Annotated in this window: 16 protein-coding genes; 5 read left to right on the plus strand and 11 right to left on the minus strand. The window is 73.7% G+C overall.

Annotation, left to right across the window (positions count from 1 at the left end):
- Positions 1 to 14 precede the first annotated feature (14 nt).
- From FED44_RS17115 to FED44_RS17125, 3 genes are read right to left on the minus strand one after another with little or no spacing between them, the layout of a single operon-like run.
- The gene (locus FED44_RS17115) at positions 15 to 1,088 is read right to left on the minus strand and encodes a threonine aldolase family protein (protein ID WP_187406041.1); all 1,074 of its coding nucleotides are present in this window, start codon (positions 1,086 to 1,088) and stop codon (positions 15 to 17) included.
- Between the two features lie 39 nt (positions 1,089 to 1,127).
- Positions 1,128 to 1,793, minus strand: coding sequence for an SDR family oxidoreductase (locus FED44_RS17120; RefSeq protein WP_111701908.1), 666 nt, complete (start codon positions 1,791 to 1,793; stop codon positions 1,128 to 1,130).
- A gap of 23 nt (positions 1,794 to 1,816) precedes the next feature.
- A complete protein-coding gene (locus FED44_RS17125; protein ID WP_138461285.1) occupies positions 1,817 to 3,913 on the minus strand; it encodes a DUF6421 family protein in 2,097 nt (698 codons plus the stop codon).
- A 174-nt stretch (positions 3,914 to 4,087) separates the two neighbouring features.
- On the opposite strand from FED44_RS17125, the gene FED44_RS17130 reads away from it, so the two are divergent.
- A complete protein-coding gene (locus FED44_RS17130; protein ID WP_111701884.1) occupies positions 4,088 to 4,798 on the plus strand; it encodes a hypothetical protein in 711 nt (236 codons plus the stop codon).
- On the opposite strand, the gene FED44_RS17135 is transcribed toward FED44_RS17130, so the two are convergent.
- Both FED44_RS17135 and FED44_RS17140 read right to left on the minus strand, forming a co-directional pair.
- A complete protein-coding gene (locus tag FED44_RS17135; RefSeq protein ID WP_138461286.1) occupies positions 4,738 to 5,400 on the minus strand; it encodes a response regulator in 663 nt (220 codons plus the stop codon). The two genes, FED44_RS17130 and FED44_RS17135, sit on opposite strands and share 61 nt — an antisense overlap.
- A complete protein-coding gene (locus FED44_RS17140; protein WP_111701880.1) occupies positions 5,397 to 6,581 on the minus strand; it encodes a sensor histidine kinase in 1,185 nt (394 codons plus the stop codon). The genes FED44_RS17135 and FED44_RS17140 overlap by 4 nt, the downstream gene beginning before the upstream one ends.
- Before the next feature lie 195 nt (positions 6,582 to 6,776).
- On the opposite strand from FED44_RS17140, the gene FED44_RS17145 reads away from it, so the two are divergent.
- Together FED44_RS17145 and FED44_RS17150 are read left to right on the plus strand one after the other, a co-directional pair.
- Positions 6,777 to 8,393 carry a zinc ribbon domain-containing protein gene (locus FED44_RS17145; protein ID WP_111701878.1) on the plus strand — a complete coding sequence of 539 codons (1,617 nt, stop codon included), beginning with the start codon at positions 6,777 to 6,779 and terminating at the stop codon, positions 8,391 to 8,393.
- 28 nt (positions 8,394 to 8,421) lie between these two features.
- A complete protein-coding gene (locus FED44_RS17150) occupies positions 8,422 to 10,413 on the plus strand; it encodes a serine/threonine-protein kinase (protein WP_138461287.1) in 1,992 nt (663 codons plus the stop codon).
- 26 nt (positions 10,414 to 10,439) lie between these two features.
- On the opposite strand, the gene FED44_RS17155 is transcribed toward FED44_RS17150, so the two are convergent.
- The 4 genes from FED44_RS17155 to FED44_RS17170 form a co-directional block, all read right to left on the minus strand.
- Positions 10,440 to 11,195, minus strand: a complete 756-nt coding sequence (locus FED44_RS17155) for an adenosylcobinamide amidohydrolase (RefSeq protein ID WP_396699275.1) — start codon at positions 11,193 to 11,195, stop codon at positions 10,440 to 10,442.
- Complete coding sequence (locus FED44_RS17160) at positions 11,192 to 12,028, minus strand: ABC transporter ATP-binding protein (RefSeq protein ID WP_244302015.1); 837 nt, start codon at positions 12,026 to 12,028, stop codon at positions 11,192 to 11,194. The genes FED44_RS17155 and FED44_RS17160 overlap by 4 nt, the downstream gene beginning before the upstream one ends.
- Positions 12,025 to 13,053 (minus strand): FecCD family ABC transporter permease, encoded by a 1,029-nt coding sequence (locus FED44_RS17165; protein WP_111701876.1) that lies wholly within the window; start codon positions 13,051 to 13,053, stop codon positions 12,025 to 12,027. The genes FED44_RS17160 and FED44_RS17165 overlap by 4 nt, the downstream gene beginning before the upstream one ends.
- 86 nt (positions 13,054 to 13,139) lie before the next feature.
- A complete protein-coding gene (locus tag FED44_RS17170; RefSeq protein WP_138461288.1) occupies positions 13,140 to 14,102 on the minus strand; it encodes an ABC transporter substrate-binding protein in 963 nt (320 codons plus the stop codon).
- Between the two features lie 564 nt (positions 14,103 to 14,666).
- Between FED44_RS17170 and FED44_RS17175 the strand changes: the two genes are divergently transcribed.
- Positions 14,667 to 16,028, plus strand: a complete 1,362-nt coding sequence (locus FED44_RS17175) for an acyltransferase family protein (RefSeq protein WP_244302017.1) — start codon at positions 14,667 to 14,669, stop codon at positions 16,026 to 16,028.
- Positions 16,029 to 16,127: 99 nt separating this feature from the next.
- On the opposite strand, the gene FED44_RS17180 is transcribed toward FED44_RS17175, so the two are convergent.
- Together FED44_RS17180 and FED44_RS17185 are read right to left on the minus strand one after the other, a co-directional pair.
- The gene (locus FED44_RS17180; protein WP_138461289.1) at positions 16,128 to 17,534 is read right to left on the minus strand and encodes a PepSY-associated TM helix domain-containing protein; all 1,407 of its coding nucleotides are present in this window, start codon (positions 17,532 to 17,534) and stop codon (positions 16,128 to 16,130) included.
- Between the two features lie 354 nt (positions 17,535 to 17,888).
- Complete coding sequence (locus FED44_RS17185; protein ID WP_117408106.1) at positions 17,889 to 18,458, minus strand: hypothetical protein; 570 nt, start codon at positions 18,456 to 18,458, stop codon at positions 17,889 to 17,891.
- A 281-nt stretch (positions 18,459 to 18,739) separates the two neighbouring features.
- Between FED44_RS17185 and FED44_RS17190 the strand changes: the two genes are divergently transcribed.
- On the plus strand, positions 18,740 to 19,321 hold the full coding sequence (locus tag FED44_RS17190) for a histidine phosphatase family protein (RefSeq protein WP_111700035.1): 582 nt from the start codon (positions 18,740 to 18,742) through the stop codon (positions 19,319 to 19,321).
- Positions 19,322 to 19,349: the final 28 nt, after the last annotated feature.

Below are 19,349 nucleotides of genomic sequence, written 5' to 3' on the forward strand. Positions count from 1 at the left end.
GGGAGACGCACTCCCTAGGCGCGCAGTTCCTCGGCGAGCGCGGCGGCGAAGGCGTCCACGTCGGCCTCGGTGGTGTCGAAGGCGCACATCCACCGCACCTCGATCATCCCCCCGCCGACCTGCTCGTCCCAGTTGTAGAACCGGAACCGCTTGCGCAGCCGGTCGGCCACGTCCGCGGGCAGGATCGCGAAGACCCCGTTGGCCTCGACCGGCCGCGGCACGGTCACGCCGGGCAGGTCCCGTACGGCCGCGGCGAGCCGCCGGGCCATCGCGTTGGCCTGCCGCGCGTTGCGCAGCCACAGGTCGCCCGCGAGCAGCGCCTCGAACTGCACCGACACGAACCGCATCTTCGAAGCCAGCTGCATGCCGGTCTTCCGCAGGTACGGCAGGCCCCTGGTCGCCGACGGGTTGAGCACGACGACGGCCTCGCCCAGCATCAGCCCGATCTTGGTGCCGCCGAACGACAGCACGTCGACGCCCGCGTCCGTGGTCAGGGCGCGCAGCGGCACGTCCAGGGCGGCGGCGGCGTTGGTGAGCCGCGAGCCGTCGAGGTGGACGACCAGGCCGAGTTCGTGCGCGTGGTCGCAGAGCGCCCTGATCTCGTCGGGCGTGTAGACGGTGCCCACCTCGGTCGCGTTGGAGATCGTCACGGCCCGGGGCTGGGACCGGTGCACGTCGCCGAAGCCCCACGCCTGCCGGTCGAGGAGATCGGGCGTGAGCTTCCCGTCCGGGGTGGGCACGGTCAGCAGCTTGAACCCGCCGACGACCTCCGGGGCGCCGCCCTCGTCGTTGTTGACGTGGGCGGTCTCCGGGCAGATCACCGCCTCCCAGTGCGCGCACATCGACCGCAGCGACACCACGTTGGCCGCCGTGCCGTTGAAGACCGGGAACGCCTCGGCCTGCTCGCCGAAGTGGCGTCGGAAGACCCCCTGCAGCGCCTCGGTGTAGACGTCGTCGCCGTAGGAGACCTGGTGCCCCTCGTTGGCGAGGGCGATCGCCTCCAGGATCTCCGGATGCACTCCCGCGTAGTTGTCGCTCGCGAAGGTGCGGATCGCCGGGTCGTGCCGCCGTACGGCATCGGTTGTCACGAAATCTCTCCCCACAACACTCAGCGGAACAGCGCCGGCTCAGCCGACCGGATCGGGCGTGAGGTCGATCCGCCGGCCGTTGACCTCCGCCGCGTCCTGGTCCCACAGGGCCTCGACGGCCGCCGCGAGGTCCCGCACGTCCGTGAAGGTACGGTACGGCTTCTCCGGGTTCGCGGCCCGCATCTCGTCGTGCACCAGCGCGGTGACGACGAGGACCACGGCCGCGGCGGAGGTGCCGGTGAACGCGTCGGCGAGCGACAGCGTCCACGCCTCGGCGGCGGCCTTGGCGGCGGCGTAGGCCGCGCCGCCCTTCACGGGCTTGCGCGCCGCCCGGGCCGACACGATCACGAAGCGGCCGTCCCCGCTCGCCCGCAGCAGCGGCTCGAACTCCAGCGACACGTTCTGCAGGGTCCTGATCAGCAGGTCGTGCAGCAGGTCCCAGTCGTCGAGCGAGGTCTCGGCGAAGGTCTTCGACCCGCGCCAGCCGCCGACCAGGTGGACGACGCCGTCCACCCGGCCGTGCTCGGCCCGCACCCGCTCGGCCAGGCCGCGTACGGCGTCCCGGTCGAGCAGGTCGACGGCCAGGGCCCCGTCCGCCCCGGTCTTGTCCACGGCGACGACGGTGTCGCCCCGGCCGGCGAGCCGCCCGACGACGGCGCGCCCGGCCGGGCCGCCCGCCCCGGTGACCACGATCACCCTGCTCATCGCACGTTCCTCCAGGTCCGCGCTCACGCCCGGATGCCCCGGGTCGACTCCACCACGTCGGTGAGCTTACGGCGCAGCGCCTCATAGAACATGCTCAGGGGGAACTCGTCGGGCAGCACGGCGTCGACCATGGCCTTCTGCTCGGCGGGCAGCGCCTCCGCGCCCCGCTGCCACACCGAGGCCGGGTCGGGCTCGACGTACGCGGACACGAGCCGGTGCGCGGCCAGCCAGTGGGCGCGCTTGGACCGGTCGATGCCGTCCCGGTAGAGCTTCTCCACCTCGGCCCGCAGGTCGGCGACGCCGTCCGCGACCCGCGGCCAGTCGACCGAGAGCCGGTTGTCGGTCCACCGGACGACGCCCTGCCGGTGCAGGTAGGCGAACAGCAGCTGGCCGCCGAGCCCGTCGTAGTTGCGCACCCGCTCACCGGTGATCGGGAACCGGAACAGCCGGTCGAACAGGATGGCGTACTGCACGTACCGCGCGTGCGGCACGCCCGCGGCCTCCAGCTTCACGGCCTCGCCGTACGCCGTGAGGTCGCAGCGCAGCTCCTCCAGGCTGTAGAGCCAGTACGGCATGCGCTGCTTGATCATGAACGGGTCGAACGGCAGGTCGCCGTGGCTGTGCGTGCGGTCGTGGACGAGGTCCCAGAGCACGAACGTGTCCTGGGCGAGGTCCTGCGAGGCCAGCAGCCGGGCGGCGTCCGGCGGCAGTTCCAGCTTGAGCGTGGCGGCGGCCGCCTCGCTGACCCGGCGGAACCGGGCCGCCTCGCGGTCGCAGAAGATGCCGCCCCAGGTGAAGCGCGGCGGCGTCTGCCGCACGGCGACGGTCTCGGGGAACAGCACGGCCGAGTTGGTGTCGTAGCCGGAGGTGAAGCCCTCGAACGCGATCGGCACGAACATCGGGTTGTCGTAGCCGTTCCGCTCCAGTTCGGCCAGCCACGCCGGCCACACGACCCGGATCCAGACCGCCTCGACGTTCCGGTTGAGGTTGCCGTTCTGGGTGTACATCGGGAAGACGACCAGGTGCTCCAGGCCGTCGGTCCGCTGGGTGTCGGGGTGGAAGGCGTTGAGCGAGTCGAGGAAGTCGGGCACGCCCAGCCCGGCCGCCACCCACGCGCGGAAGTCCTTCATCACGGCGTCGAGATACTCGGCGTCGTGCGGGAAGTGCGGCGCGAGCCGCGCGACGCCGTCGACGATCTCGCTGATGCACGCCACGGCCTCGTCGTGGTCGCCGGTGACCGAGCCGTCCTTGGCCTGCAGCGGGCGCAGCCGCTCGACGGCGGCCGCGAGCGCGGCGAAACCGGCCGCGACCTCCTCGTGCCGCGCGTCGCGCGCCGCGGCTCCGGACGCCTCGGGCACCCGGGCGGCCCAGGTCACGAGGTTGCCCCACAGCTTCTCGTGGTCGTAGTCGCGGATCGAGTCGTCGCCGAACAGGTCGGAGTCGGCCAGCACGACCACCCGGCCCCTGCCGTGCCGTACGGCGACGGCGAGCGGGGCTCCCGCGGGGTCGGCCGACGCGGAGGCGGCGAACAGCACGGTCGCCCCGGCGGGGACGCCGAGCGTCCCGGCGCGGTAGAAGCAGGCCCGCCGAACCTCCGCCAGCAGATCCTGGGCCACGCCGCCGGGCTCGGTCACGGCCTGCGCGGAGGGGACCCCGAGGACCCAGGTGGCCACGGTGTTGTGGCAGTTGCCGGGGTCCTGCACGGTCGCGTGCTCGGCCGTGACCCCGAAGCGGGTGAGCAGGGCGCCGAGGTTGCTGCCGTACTTGTCCTGCTCGTGCTCGGCCAGCACGATCAGCCCGCCGCCGCCCGCGACGTACGCCTCGACGGCGTCGATCTCCGCGTCGGCGAAGACCGGGCTGCCGGAGCCGGTCGTGCGCTCCCAGCGGGCGTCGGAGGGGTGCGCCACCACGAAGACGTCGCACCCGTCCAGTACGGCCGGGGTGACGGGACCTTCGGTGTGCGCGCGGACCGTGTGGCCGAGCCGCCGCAGCGTCCCGGCGGCCTCCGCGTAGCTGTTGTCGTCGGGATGGGCGGGATTGATGGCCTCGGCGACCTCCCGCCGGATGGTCCAGGCCTCGCTGTGCGCCTCGTCGAACAGGACCGACGGGAAAGCCTTCATGAAAAATCTCCCGTAGTGTGAGCCGTCTTCCGAAAAATATACACATACCTCGCCTGAAGGCGATAAGTAGCCCCAGCGGATGAGGACGCATCATCCGGGCGGCGGACGAGTCCGCCGCGTTCCGTCACCTACGGTCCCCGGCTGTAGGAAGACGGACCCGAAGGGGAAAGATCGATGTTCAAACTGTCCGACTCGGTGGCCTTCCGGCGAGGCGTCACCGGAGTCCTGCTGTTCGTTGCGCCGCTGCTGCAGTTCGTCGCGCTCCTGGTCGACCCCGGCACGTGGGGCGACGACCGCGAGATGGTCAGCTACGGTGCCAACCCGGCGCTGGCCCAGCTGGAGTCGGCGCTCTACCACTGGAGCTGGATGCTCGTCCCGATCGCGGCCTTCGGCCTGCTGCACCTGGTGCGCAAGAAGTCCGTCATTCTCGGGCACATCGCGGGCGGCATGACGATCATCGGGTACATGAGCGTCTCGGCCCTGCTCCTCATGGACCCCGTGGAGTGGTGGTTCGGGCAGCACTACCCGGTCGAGCAGGGCGAGAAGATGTTCAACGAGGTGTTCGACATCCCCGGCGTCGTCTTCGGCTTCACGCTGCCGTGGATCTACTTCGGCATGGTCGGGCTGCCGCTGCTCCTGCTGGCCGTCTCGCGCACCGGGTTCGTCCACTGGTGGGTGCCGGCCGTGGTCGCCGTGGGCTACCTCGGCGCGGTGGCGGTGCCCTACAGCCCGGCGACGATCCCGTTCTGGGGCGCCCCCGTCATCGCGATGGGTTACCTCGGCCTCAAGGTGCTCAAGATGACGAACGCCCAGTGGCGGTCGTACTACCCGAGCGCCGACCCCGGCGTCACCACGCCCGACTCGTACGCGAACACGACCGCCTGAGCGCGGTCGCGCAGGTTCAGCTTCATGAGCACGCGGGCGACGTGGGTCTTGACCGTGGCCTCGCCGACGAAGAGCTCCTTGGCGATCTCGGCGTTGGTGTGGCCGCGGGCGAGCATCCGCAGCACCTCCAGCTCACGCGGGGTGAGCTCGGCGAGCTGCGGGGGCCGCACCGGCTCGTGCCGGCCGGCGAACGAGGCGATCACCCGCGTCGTGACCGCGGGGTCGAGCAGTCCGTCCCCCGCGGCGACGACCCGGATCGCCTCCACGAGCTGCTCGGGCGGCGACACCTTCAGCAGGAAGCCGCTGGTGCCCGCCCGCAGCGCGGCGTACAGGTTCTCGTCGGTGTCGAACGTGGTCAGCATGATGACCTTGGGCGGATGGGGCGAGTCGAGCACCCGCCTGGCCGCGGCGAGGCCGTCCATGCGCGGCATGGAGATGTCCATCAGCACGATGTCCGGCCGCACCCGGGTCGCCAGGGCGACGGCCTCGGCGCCGTCGGCGGCCTCGCCCACGATCTCCATGCCGGGCTCGCTCTCGACGACCATGCGCAGCCCCGCCCGAATCATGGCCTGGTCGTCCGCGAGGACGATGCGGATCGTCAACTCGCCGCCTCGCTCATCGGCGCCGCCTGCGCGATCGGCAGCGTCGCGCGGACGCGGAAGCCGCCCTCCGGCCGCGGCGCCGCCTCCAGGCGTCCGCCGAACAGCTCGGCCCGCTCCCGCATGCCGATGAGCCCGTTGCCCGTGGACAGCGCCGTCGCGGCCCGCCCGCCGTTGTCGGCGATCTCCAGCTCCAGCCGGTCGGGACGGTAGGCCACGACGATGCGGGCGTCGGCCTCGCCGGCGTACTTGACCGCGTTGGTGAGGGCCTCCTGGACGATGCGGTACGCCGACAGGTCGAGACCGGGCGCGAGCCGTACAGGGTCGCCCTCGGTCTCCAGCGTGACGCGCAGGCCGGAGGACGCGACCGTCGAGATGAGGTTGGGCACCATGTCGAGCCCCGGCTGGGGCAGCGCCTCGTCCTGCGGCATCCGCAGCGCGCCGAGCATGATCCGCAGCTCCTCCACCGCGTCGCGGCCCGCCTGCTCGATGCCGGAGAGGATGGCCGCCTCCGGGCCGGGGCCGTCCTCCCGCGCCACGCCCATCCTGCGCCGCAGCGCCCCGGCCTGCATGACCATCATGCTCACGCTGTGGGCCACCACGTCGTGCAGTTCCCTGGCGATGCGGTTCCGTTCGGCGGCGACGGCCTCGGCGGCCCGCCGCTCCCGTTCCATCTCCAGGCGCGCCGCCCGATCGGCCATCCGGTGCGCGCGCAGGAGGTAGCCGCGCAGGGCCAGGCCCGTGGCGTACGCCGAGCCGAACATCACGGTGAGGAAGATGACCTCCTCGAACGGCAGGAACCGGTGGTCGACGGCGCCCGAGTCGAAGATCAGGATGCCCGCCAGCCCCCAGGGCCCGCCGTGCCGCACCGGCAGATGGGCGCCGATCGTGTGGAAGACGATGAGCAGCGCGGCGAGCTGCCAGACGGGGCACTGCTCGTAGCCCTGCCGGTGCCACACGTACTGCGCGAGGATCATCAGGATGAAGACCGTCACCGGCGACCTGCGGCGGTACCAGACCAGCACGCCGGTGACCACCGCCTGCCCGACCCACCACAGCTCGGGTGTCTCGGCCGCGCCGTAACTGCCGGCGACCGTGAACGCCTCAAGGGTGCCCAGCGCCATGATGGCCAGGCCGATCAGCAGATCGACGCGGGGAACCGAGCGAAGGGGGGAAACGCGCATGACGCGCAGCGTAACTCTTATCCGGCATAACGCGCATCAGTCGAATCTGCCCAGCAATCGCCCTGCAAGTGGTTGTCAAGTGACTGACTGATCATTGCCCTGTATCAAGTGGATGTCAGTCACGGTGCTCAGCTTGTCGAGCACCGTCCGCACTGAGACGCTTTAACCGATCCGAGAAGGCCGAGGAGACGCAGAATGCCCCGCCTGCACTCTCTTGTCGCGGGGCTGGGCGCGTTAGCCGTGCTCGCGGCGCCCATGCTCCACCCACACCCGAGCGGCTCCACCGACCGCGTGACCCCGGGTGCCGTACGCGTCGAGTCGTCCTCCACCGTGTCCATCACACTGCTGGACGACCGCGGCGTGATCAAGCAGATCGCCCGGAAGTACGACGTGGACCTCGACGGAGGCAGCGGCTTCACCATCACGCCCGACGGGGTGGTCGTGACCGCCACCCAGGTCGTGCAGTCGGCCCAGGACCCCCGGGTGTACGCCGCGAACCGGGTGTTCGCCGAATACTTCAAGGTCAAGGTGCCGGCGGACTTCAAACGGCACACGCTCGACGATCCCGACCTCGACCGGCGGCTCCAGGGGTGCTACCCGCCCCAGGAGAGCGACTCGACCTGCATCGCGACGGTCACCACCAACGTCACCGTCTACCCCTACCTCGACCCGCCGACCGGAGGGCTGCCCGCGCAGATCCTCACGACCGGGACCTCCCCGGCCGCCCCGGCCGTGCTCAAGGTCACCAAGGGCGGCGAGAAGCAGTCTCTGCCCACGGCGCCCCTGGGCACCACGATCGCCGGCAGCATCGCGTCGCTCGACGTGATGACGCTGACCGGCAGGCCGTCGGCCAAGCTGCCGCCCAAGCTCGACACCGCGCACCTCGACCCGCCGGGCAGCCGGACCTTCAAGGACGACGAGCGCGCCAAGCTCGCCGGGCTCCTCGCCGAGGGCGCGCCCGGCGCGGCCCTCATCGACGACGGCAAGAGCGAGGTCGTCGGGCTGCTCGCCGGAGGCGGCGACGTCCCGCTGACCATCACGCCCGCCGACGAGATCCGCACCGCGCTCGTCGGCGTCGGGATCACCCCCCGCCGCGGCCCGGTCGACGTGGTTTACGAGAACGCGCTCGCCTCCTACCACAACAAGCTCTACTCGAACGCGGCGCCGGTGCTGGAGCAGGTGCTCAAGCTCCGGCCCGACCACGCCGTCGCGGCCGACCACCTGCGGGTCGCCAAGGCCAAGGCGGGCACGGCGGAGGACTCGGGCGCCAAGCGGCCGACCCGTCCGGTGCAGGCGGAGCAGCCCAAGTCGTCCGTGTCGCCACTGGTCTGGGCGGCGGGCGGTGTCGTGGTCCTGGTCCTGCTCGTCGTGGGCGTCGTGCTGCTGCGGCGCAGGAGCGCCGCCGACCGCGCCGCTCCCGAGCCCCAGGACCTCGCCCACGCCGACGCCCACCATGACGCCTATCCCGTCAGTCACCCGAGCGGCGGGTCGGCGGGCGAGGCCGGTGACGCCGGCCCCTCCTGGCCGCCGTACGCGGTCACCCGGGTCTTCGGAGCCGAGGCCGCCCGGTCGCCCGAGGTCATGCGGCCGGCGCCCTCGGGTGGACCGGCCGCCCAGACGCCGGTGGACTCGTCGCCGCCCGGCGGGCACTCCCACCCCCCGGACCCGTCGCCGCCGCAGGGGCGGTCGTACCCGCCGGACCTCTCGCCGCCACGGGGACAGGCGCAGCTGAAGTTCTGCACGCAGTGCGGCATGCGACTGGGCCAGGGACATCGTTTCTGCGGCTTCTGCGGGAACCCGGTCGACCAGTGATCCGAAGAACGTTCAGGGGGGAATCCGCATGACGGAGGGGCCGGTGATGCCTCCGCTCATCGGGCGGCGACTCGGCGACTACACGGTCGAGGCGGTCGTCGGGCGCGGGGGGATGGCCACGGTCTACCGTGCGCGGGACCAGCGGCTCGGGCGGGCCGTGGCGCTGAAGGTGCTCGCGCCGCAGCTCGCCCAGGACGACCGCTTCCGCGACCGGTTCGTACGGGAGTCGCGGCTGGTGGCGAGCATCGACCACCCCAACATCATCCCCGTGTACGAGGCCGGCGAGCGCGACGAGCTGCTGTTCATCGCGATGCGGTACGTCGAGGGCTACGACATGCGCAAGCTGGTGCAGTCGGAGGGGCCGCTGCCGGTCGGGCGGGCCAATCCGCTGTTCGCGCAGATCGCCTCCGCGCTGGACGCGGCGCACGCCAACGGCCTGGTGCACCGGGACGTGAAGCCGGCCAACATCCTGGTCACCCGGTCCGAGCACGTCTACCTCACCGACTTCGGGCTGACCAAGAGCTCGTCGGCCGAGGCCGGGCTGACCAGTCACGGGCACTTCATGGGCACCCCGCGTTACGTCGCTCCCGAGCAGATCCGCGGCCTGCCGGTCGACGGGCGCAGCGACCTCTACGCCTTCGCCTGCGTCGTCTACGAGGCGCTCGCCGGGCAGCCGCCGTTCCAGCGGGACACCGAACTCGCCCTGCTCTACGCCCACGTCTCGCACGATCCGCCGCCGCTCACGCCGTACCGGCCGGACCTGCCGCACGCGGTGAACGCCGTGCTGACGCGGGCGCTCGCCAAGGCGCCGGAGGACCGGTACGCGACCTGCCTGGCGTTCGTGTCGGCCCTGCGTGACGCGATCAGCGGCGGAGCGGGCGGCCCGGCGGAGGGGGCCTCCTCCTACCCGCCGGTCTCCTACCCCGGCGGGTCCCATCCCGCCCAGTCCCAGCCGGCCCAGTCCCAGCCGGCCCAGTCCCAGCCGGCCCAGTCCCAACCGGCAGGGTCGTATCCCCCGGCGTCGTCCTCGGTCCCGCCGTCCTCGGTCCCGCCGTCCTCGGTCCCGCCGTCGTCCGTCCCGCCGGTCTCCCGGCCCTCCGCCGGGCAGCCGGCCTCCTACCCCGGCGCCCAGTACGGCTCGTATCCCGCCACCCACCCGGGCACACAACCCGGCCCCCACCAGGGCTCGTACCCCGGCGGCCAGGCCGGATCGCACCCCGGATCCCACCCCGGTTCGCATCAGGGGTCGTATCCTCCGGGCTCGCATCCCTCCGGCGCACAGGCCGCGGCCTCGCATCACGGCTCACCCCACGGTTCGCATCACGGGTCGTATCCCCCTGGGTCGTCCCACACGCAGGCCACGGTCGCGGCGGGGACGGGGAGGCCGCCGGCCCGGCGCAAACTCCCTCTCGGACCGCTGATCGGCGGCCTGGCGGTCCTGACGGCCATCGCCGTCGCCGCCACGCTGCTGCTCACCAGGGGCGGGGACACCGCCGCTACGTGGAACACCTACCCGGGCAGCACCGCCGCGCCGTTCACCATGGCCTACCCCTCGACCTGGGGCGAGGCCAGGACCAACGCCGACCAGTGGATGATCGCCTCCCCTGCCCGCGACGAGTTCGACGCGCTGTTCGCGGTGCCGGGCAACACCGACTGGTCGAGGGTGAACCCGATCATCACGGGTCAGCCGGATCGCGCCAGAGGGGTGTTCGCCCAGGTCAGCAATACCCTGAGCCTCTCCGACTCGCCGATGGAGCTCCAGGAGAGCCTGCAGACGGCCTTCCCCGGCACGGTCGCCTACACCGGCGTCCCGTCCCCCACGACGGTCGGGGCCAAGCCGGCGTTCCAAATCGAGGGCGTGCTGAGCGACCCCCAGCAGGGCGGCCGGCTCGACTTCTACGCCTACCTCGTGCGGCAGGGCGACACCGGCACCGCGGTGCTGATCACGTTCTTCTGCCCTACCGGCAAATGCGACCGCGGCCTGATCGACCACATGGTGAACACCGTCACGTTCAAGTAGCAGCCGCCCTCACGGAGCAGCCGCCTTCACTCAGCGGCGCGTTCCGCCCAGTCGCGGGCGCCGTCGAGGACGGCCCGGTGGACCGCCCGGGCGATCCGCGCGCCCCAGACGGAGCGCGGGCCGCCGAACGGCTCCGCCGGGCCCTCCCGCCGTACGGCCACGCAGACCGCGTCCGACGCGGTGCCGGTGCAGGCGAAACCCGCCTCCAGCAGCGCCTGGGTCTTGGCCTCGGTAACCGTCATGACGGCGTTGACCAGCGCCGCGTCGGAAAAGGCCACGGGCGCCGCCACCAGGATGTTGACCGTCCCCGGGCGGGGCAGGCACGCCGTCGCGTCCCCCGGGCCGGGGGTCTCCCGGGTCGCCTCCCGCCCGCGCTCCGGGGCATGCCCTGGGGGCCTCCGCCCGGGCTGTGGGACGGCCGGCAGGCCGGGGTCGGGCACGCCCTCGGGTGACGCCGCCCAGGTGGGCACGCCCAGGCCGACCGTGGCGGCGGCCTCCGCTCCGCCGTCGGCCGCCACGCGGAGCCGCTCGACCGGTGCCGCCGTCATCATGCCGACGCCGGGGCCCTCAGGGCCGAGCGAGGCCATGTGCTCCACCGGGTCCATGCGCGCGTAGCCGCTCGCGACCTGCGCGTTCAGCACCCACTCCCGGGGGCCGATCCCGCCGCCCAGCATCGCCGAGGAGATCATCCGCCAGCCCGGCCCGAACCGCCACAGCAGCGTGCCGAGACGCGCGCCGTCCTCGGCCCGGTGGGTCAGCGACGGCCGCGGCAGGCCGGTCACCTCTCGTCCCCGGCGGAGATCGGTGCAGGCAGCGGCGGGCGCACCAGGTGGACGAGCGGCCGCCCGTCGGCGCCGGGCTCCACCCGGACGCGGGCGCCGAAGTGCTCGGTCAGCAGCGGCTCGGCCAGCACCCGCCCGGGTGGGCCCGCCGCGACCGCGCGGCCCGCGGCGAGCAGCACCAGACTGTCGGCGTACTGCCCGGCGAGGCTGAGGTCGTGCAACGTCGTCACGACGGTCAGGCGGTCGGCCAGGCGCAGCCGGTCGACGAGTTCGAGCACCTGCTGCTGGTGCCCCAGGTCGAGGGCGGTGGTCGGCTCGTCCAGCAGCAGCACCGGCGCCTGCTGCACCAGCGCGCGGGCGAGCACGACCCGCTGCCGCTCGCCGCCCGACAGGTGCCCGAGCGGCCGGGTCGCGAAGTCGTCCAGGTCGAGCCGCTCCAGCACCGACCTCGTCACCTCGCGGTCCCTGGCGCTCTCGCTGCCCAGATAGGAGATGTACGGGGTGCGGCCGAGCGACGCGTACTCGTACACGGTCATGTCGGGCGGCAGCGCCGGGCTCTGCGGGGCGTAGGCCACCAGCCGGGCCCGCCGGCGCGGGCGCAGGCCGTCCACGGCCGCGCCGTTCACGAGCACCTCGCCCTGACGCGCCACCAGCCCGGCGACGGCCCGCAGGAGCGTCGACTTGCCCGCGCCGTTGGGGCCGATGACCGCAAGCCACTCCCCCGGCGCGGCCGACAGGGTGACGTCCGCGAGCACCGGCCGCCCGCCCAGCGTGACGCCCAGCCCGCGCGCCTCCACCGCCGGGACGCCGGGGCCGGCGGCGTCGCCGCTCACGTCTCCACCCGCCGGGTCATCCGCAGGACGGCGACGAAGAAGGGCGCCCCGACGAACGCGGTGACCACCCCGATGGGCAGTTCCGCCGGGGCGAGCACCGTACGCGCGATGGTGTCGGCCAGCACGAGGAACGCCGCCCCGCCGAGGAACGACAGCGGCAGCACGACGCGGTAGGACCACCCGGCGAGCCGCCGGACGACGTGCGGCACCACGATCCCGACGAAGGCGATCAATCCGCTGACGGCCACCGCGGACGCGGTGGCGAGCGAGGCGGCCAGCAGCACGGTGAACCGCACGCGCGTCGCGTGCAGGCCGAGGCTGACCGCCTCCTCGTCGCCGACCGACAGCACGTCGAGCAGCCGCCCGTGCAGCAGGACGACCACCGTCGACACCACCGCGTACGGCGCGATCATGCGGAGCTGCTCCCACCCGCCGCCGACGTCGCCGAGGATCCAGGAGTAGATGCGCTGCAGCTCGTCGACCTTGAGCTGCTGCACGAAGGTCTGGATGGCGGTGAGGAACGAGGTGACCGCGACCCCGGCGAGCACGAGCGTCGCGGTGCCGCCACCCCGGCCCGCCGTGTGTCCCAGCGCGTACGCGAGGACGACCCCGCCGACGGCCCCCGCGAACGCGGCGACCGGCACGGCCGCCACCCCCGCGTCGCCGCCCAGGAAGACCACGACGAGCGTCACCGTGAGCCCGGCCCCGGCCGCCGCGCCGAGCAGGTACGGATCGGCCAGCGGGTTGCGGAAGACGCCCTGGTAGCCCGCCCCCGCGAGGGCGAGCAGGCCGCCCACGACGGCGGCCAGCAGCACCCTGGGCACCCGGAGCTGGAAGACGATGCCCTCCTCGTTCGGCTGCAGGCCGGAGTGCAGGGACACCAGCGGCAGCCGGTCGAGCAGGGCCAGCGCGATGGCGCGGGGCGAGATGACCGCCGCGCCCGCCGCCAGGCCGGCGATCAGGCTGACCAGCAGCACGACGGACACGACGAGCAACGCCCGGCGTGACCGGCCCGCCGCCGTCACCCCGTCACCCGGACCCGCCGCGGCACCGCTCTCACCGCGTTACCGGGGGCGTGCGCGTCACCGGGGGCCTGCGCGTCACCACCGGCTCAGCCCGCCGCCTTCTGGACGGCGTCGCTGACGACCTGGGCGAGGTCGGCGACGCGCGGTCCCCAGCGGGAGGCGACGTCGTCGTCGAGCTCCACCACACGGTCCCGCTTCAGGGCGGCCAGGCCGGACCAGCCCGGCCGCTTGGCCAGCGCGGCGGCGTTCTGACCACAGCACTTGGTGTCGCCGAGGAAGATCAGGTCGGGGTCGGCCTTGGCCACGAACTCCGCCGACAGCTTGGGATAGCCCCCCGCCGCGTCGGGGGCCTCGTCGGCGATGTTCTTCAGCCCGAACAGGCTGTAGACCTGCCCGATGAACGTGCTCGACGTGGCCGCGTACGGCGTGGTGTCCAGTTCGTGGTAGTAGGTCAGGCCCTTGCCCTTGGGCGCCGCCGCGACGAGCGCGTCGATCTTCTGCTTGACGCCGCCGGCCACCTCCTCGGCCTTGTCCACGTTGCCGGTGGCCGCGCCGAGGTCCCTGATCTGGTCGTAGGTGTCCTCCAGCTTGGTCGCGGCTGGCTCCAGCAGCACCGGGACGCCGACCTTCCCCAGGCCGGCGACCACGCCCTCCAGGTCGTTGGCGAGCACGACGAGATCGGGCTTGGCGGCGGCGATCGCCTCGACGTTGGGCTTGAAGCCCGACAGCGACGTCTTCGGCGCCTCGGGCGGGTAGTTCGACTGGTCGTCCACCGCGCCCACCTGGGCCCCCGCGCCGATCGCGAACAGGATCTCGGTGGCCGTCGGGGACAGCGACACGATGTGCTCGGGCCGCTTGGCGATGGTCACCGCGCCGTTGCCCGCCTGGACGGTGACGGGGAAGGCGCCGCCCGAGGCGGCGGAGTTCGAAGCGGCGGGGTTCGAGGCGGCGGGGGACGCGGAAGTGGCGGAGCCGTCGCTCTGGCCGCAGCCGGCCAGTCCGAGCATGCCCAGCACCACACCCGCGACGGCCGTACGCAGGGGCCTCACGAGGGTCCTCCAAAGGGGGAAAGCCGGGAAATCGAGAGACCCGCGGGATTGGACGGATCACCCTTTTCCACGAGGGTTGACGGCGTCGGCGCACAACGCAGGCGACCTGGCTCGTCCCCGGGGGCGGGGAACCACAGTTGCGGGACAGCGCCGGGTTCTCACCGGACTTCGCTGCGCTGCGCGCGTCGGACGCAACGGTACCAACCCGCCTCGCGGCGCCGTCATCCTCCCCCGGCCGCCGAGGTCCGCCCGCCTGCCCGTACGCCGGGGTGGTAGGGCAGGCCCCACCCCGATGGTGGGGGCTCGCCCATGATCGGGAGTAGTGGCTCCGTCGCTGCGCCGGACGGCGGCCGGGCGGGACCCTGGAGCGGCCGGGCGGTTCCCGGCAGAAGCTCCTGACGGTCCATCTCCCCGCTCACTGTCTCTCCCGCTCCTCATATCTCGGGCCGGCGCCGGATCGCGCGGTCGCGACCGCTCCCCGCTCCGGTCCGCTCTCCGGCCGGGTCCGCGACGGACGACCGGCGTCCGGCAACCGACGATCGACACACCGAAGGCGGCTCCCCCGTGTCCCTGACCATGCTTCCCCCCGCCCCCGCGCGGGCCCCGGCCGCCCCCGGGCCCCGGGACCGCTTCATCGACATCCTGCGCGTCTTCGGGATGGTCCTCGTGGTCGTCCAGCACTGGGCGATGCCGGTCCTGTCGTACGCCGGAGGACGGCTGACCACGGGCAACGCCCTGGCGGCGGCTCCGTTCGTCACCTGGATCTCCCAGGTGATGCCGCTGGTCTTCTTCGCCGGTGGCGCGGCCAACGCGATCAGCTTCCGGTCCGCGGCACGCCGCGCCGGCCTGCCGGACACGGGCGAGACGGGCCGGGCGGCCCGGGAGCGGTCGACGCGGCGGCCGAGCGCGGAGAAGCGGACGGCCTGGGAGTGGACGGCGCGGGAGTGGACGGCGCGGCGGGTGCGCCGCCTGGCCTGGCCGGTGGCGCCGCTCGCGGCCGTCTGGCTGCCGCTCCCCCACCTCCTGACGGCGCTCGGCGTGCCCCCGCAGCCGGTCGAGGTGGCCGCGCGGACCGTCGGCCAGTTGCTGTGGTTCCTCGCCGTCTACCTGCTCGCGGTGGTGGCCACCCCCTGCCTGCTGCGCGTACGGGCCGGGGTCGCGCTGCCCGTGCTGGCGGGCGGCGCGGTGCTGACGGACGTGGTCCGCTTCTCGGGGCTGGAGGCCGCCGGCTATCTCAACGTCGCGTTCGTGTGGCTGGCCGTCCACCAGGTCGGCTTCCGGTACGCCGACGGCGGCCTGGAGTGGCTGCGGGGACGCCGCGCGGCGGCGCTCGCGGTGGCCGGGTTCGCGATGGTGGCGGCCCTCGTGGCGGCCGGACCGTACCCGGCCAGCATGATCGGGATGCCCGGCGCGATCTCGAACATGGCCCCGCCGAGCGCGTGCCTGCTCGCGCTCTTCGCCGGCCAGCTCGGCCTGGCGATGCTGCTGCGCCCCGCCCTGAACGCGCTGGCGCGCCGGCCCCGCGCCGAGGCGGTGCTCACCGCGCTCGCGCCCCGCATGATGACCGTCTACCTGTGGCACATGACGGCGCTCGTCGCCGTCGCCGGGCTCGCGACCATCGGGTTCGGGCCGACTACTCCTCTCCCCGGCTCGGCGGCCTGGTGGAGCGGCGCCCCGCTGTGGCCGGCCGCCCTCGCGCCGGTCCTGCTCGGGCTCACCGCCCTGTTCGGCCGATGGGAGGAGCCGGCGGGAGCCGCCACCGGACGGCACGTGGCGGTCGCCGCGCCGCTCGTCGGCGGCGCGCTGCTCACCCTCACGCTGACCGGCTTCGCCCCGGGGCCGGCGCCGGTCATCGCGTCGATCGCCCTGGTCGGGGGCCTGTGCCTGGTCAGCCGGCCCGCAGTCGCCGCTCCGCCACGTCGATGACCTCCTGCGGACGCGGGCCGTGGCGAGGCGCGGCGTCGCCCGGGCCGGCCCCCTGCAGGCGGACCGGCCCGGACCGACGCCGTACGCCAGCTTCGGGCGTCAGCCCGCCCGCCTGGCGCGGAGCCCGAGCAGGACGTCGATCACCAGGAACACGGCCAGGGAGATGCCCATCAGGGGCAGGTAGTAGCCGGCCACGGCGGTGAGCAGGGCCAGCGGCACCAAGAGCCCCCAGTGCAGACCCCGCACGCCGCCCCGGGGGTGGGGCCGGCCGAAGCCGCGGGTCGGGCGGCGGCGCCACCACATGCGGTAGCCCAGCACGATCAGCGTGATGAGCCCGGCGGCGATCGCGGCCAGGACGATCTGGTTGGCCAGGCCGAAGAGCAGCCCCATGTGCGCGTCGATGCCCCACTCGGTGAGCTTCGCGGCCAGCGGGTAGTCCGCGAACCGCAGCTCGCCCACGAACCGCCCGGTCGCCGGGTCGAACGCCAGCTGGTCCAGGCGCGTGGGGACGGTCTTGCGGATCTCCTTAACAACGTACGCGTCCCCGGGCTCGCCCGGCAGGACGACCTCCAGCGGGCCGGACAGCCGCCAGCTCGCCGCCGCCCGCGTGATCTGGTCGATCCCCACGTCCGGGGTGTCGCCGGCCTGCCCGCCGCTCGCGGCGTGCCCGGCGTGCCCCGAGTGCCCGGCGTGCGCACCGAGATCGGTGTCGATCGTGGGAGTCTCCCAGCCGAACGCCGTACGCAGCCCGGCGATGTTGTCCCCGGCGTACTTCGACCAGGTCAGGCCGGTGACGGACAGGAACAGCAGGCCCAGCAGCGCCCACAGGCCCACCGAGCCGTGCCAGGACAGCGTGCGGCGCGACCCGGTCGCGGCGCGGTCCGGGGTGAACAGGCCGCGCAGGCGGCGGCCGTCGCGGCGGCGCCGGGTCAGCCACAGCGCGAGCCCGCCGAGGGCGACCACCCACAGCCAGCTGGCGGCCAACTCGCTGTAGATCCGGCCGGGCTCACCGAGGTGCAGGCGGCGATGCAGGTCGGAGATCCAGGCGCGCACGGGCAGCGCCCCGGAGCCGCCGTAGCTCTCCAGGGCGCCGCGCACCTGACCCGTCCCGGGGTCGACGAAGACCGCCATCCGGGTGCTCTCCGGCAGGCCCGGCACATCGAACAGCACTCGGGTCGTCAGGCCTGGCTCGGCCGCGGGACGCACCGCGGCGACCTTCCCCTCAGGCAGCGCCCGGCGGGCCGCGGCGACCTGCTCACTGAGGGGGACGGTGACCTGGCTGACGGGCGCGGTCAGCTCGTGCCGGTAGACGACGTTCTCGATCTGGAAGGAGGCGGCGTACAGCAGGCCCGTGGCGGCCGCGACGAGCAGGAAGGGGGCGATGAGGATCCCGGCGTAGAAGTGCAGGCGGACCACGAGCGGGCGCAGCGCCGCCCAGGTCGCGCTTCTGCCGCGAGGAGGGCGTGGGGGATCGACGACGGGATGAACGTCGGCGGTCGAGGTCATGGGGGGTCTCTCCGTTCGGCCGTGAGCGCGCGCCCGCGGGCACGCCTCACCAGGGCAGGGGGGAAGTGTCCGGCGAGCGCCGCCCTTCACGAGCGGAACCCGGGTGGACGCGTCGCACGGCGGATCGGGCCGGAGCGGGGCTCCGGCCGGCGGCTCCAGGCCCTGCGAGAGCGTTCCGAGCCCGCGAGGCGTCACCGCGGGTGGGCGGCGGCGCGGCGAGGCGTCACCCGGGCCACGCGCGGCGGGGCGTGCGTGCCGGACACGAGCCGCGGCCGCGCGGGGCGCGGTCCAGGCGGCCGGGAACGGGCGTGCGGCATGGTGACAGCCGCCGCCCCCGGAGGGGGCGAGCCCGGATCAGAGAACGGAGAAGACGGGAGGCGGACCGCGCCGGGCGACGACCACGGCGAAGTCGGCCCGGCGCGGGAGCGGAAGGGAGAACCGCCCCAGGACCCCCGCGGGGATCGGGGCGACGCCGGCCGGCGGGCCCGCGAGGACGACGGCCATCGCCCACAGCCGGCGCACGGGCGTGACGGCCAGGTGCACGATCACGTCCAGCGCCGACTCGCCGCGTTCGAGGGCCCAGGCGGACAGGACCGCCGTCGCGGCGTGGATCAGCAGCATGCCCAGCCCGGTGCCGTGCTCCCCCGTCCACCTGGGCGGCGACTCGTGCGCGGCGCCGAGGGTGAACAGGTGGTGCAGGCCGTACTGCGCGGCGAAGCACGCGCCCAGCAGGACGTCCATGCCACGCCGGCGGCCCGCGAGCAGGAACGCGCCCAGCCAGGTCAGCGCCAGCGCGGCGACGAGGGCGCCCGCACGCACGGGAGCGCCTCCGGCCAGTACGTGCAGCGCGGCCGAGACCAGCACGCACGCCACCGCGAACACCGCGGCGCGTAAGGCGCGCAGGGGCGACCGACCGGCAGACACGGCGCAATCCTGGCAGAGCGCGGACGTCGCCACCATCCTTGACTTGTTTGGATCCGCTCGGCTAAGTCTGTCCGTTTCCCCGCCGCACCACGCGCTCATGCCTGTGACACCGGGGGACACGTCCGGCGCCACGCGTGAAAGGTTCACGCGTGAGCCGTCGGCGGCGAGAAGGTCGTATGCACGTGCATCGGCTGCCGGACAGCGGCCTCGGACCCCGGCGGCCCACCTTTCGGCGGGGGCGGTGCGCTTGGCCTGCGCCGCATCGGCAAGAGTGGGAGCCCATGAACGTCATCCTGCTGAGACACGGCGAGACCGAGTGGAGCAAGGCCGGGCGGCACACGGGCCGCACCGACGTCCCGCTCACCCCGCACGGCGAGGAGCAGGCGCGCGCCCTGTCCCGCCTGGTGGCGGGCCGGTCGTTCGCCCAGGTCCTCGTCAGCCCCGCCCGCCGGGCCAGGCGTACGGCCGAACTGGCCGGCGCCGGGTCGTACGAGGTCGACCCGGACCTGTGGGAGTGGGACTACGGCGGCTACGAGGGCGTGACCACCGCCGCCATCCGGGAGTCGCACCCGGGCTGGTACGTCTGGCGGGACGGCGTCGTCCCGGGTGACGAGGGCCACCCGGGCGAGACCGTGGAGCGCGTCGGGGAGCGGGCGGACAAGGTCCTGGCCCGGATCCGCTCCACGGACGGCGACGTGCTGGTCGTCGCGCACGCGCACATCCTGCGCGTGCTCGCGGCCCGCTGGCTCGGCCTGCCGCCCGCCCACGGCAGGTACCTCCGCCTCGACACCGGGACGTACTCGGTGCTGGGCCACGAGCACGGCGACGAGCCGGTCCTGCTCCGCTGGAACGCCCCCGCCTGAGCCGGCCCGTTCAGCCCTGAATCAGCTT

This window comes from Microbispora triticiradicis, from assembly GCF_005864065.1.
Taxonomy (GTDB): Bacteria; Actinomycetota; Actinomycetes; order Streptosporangiales; family Streptosporangiaceae; genus Microbispora; species Microbispora triticiradicis.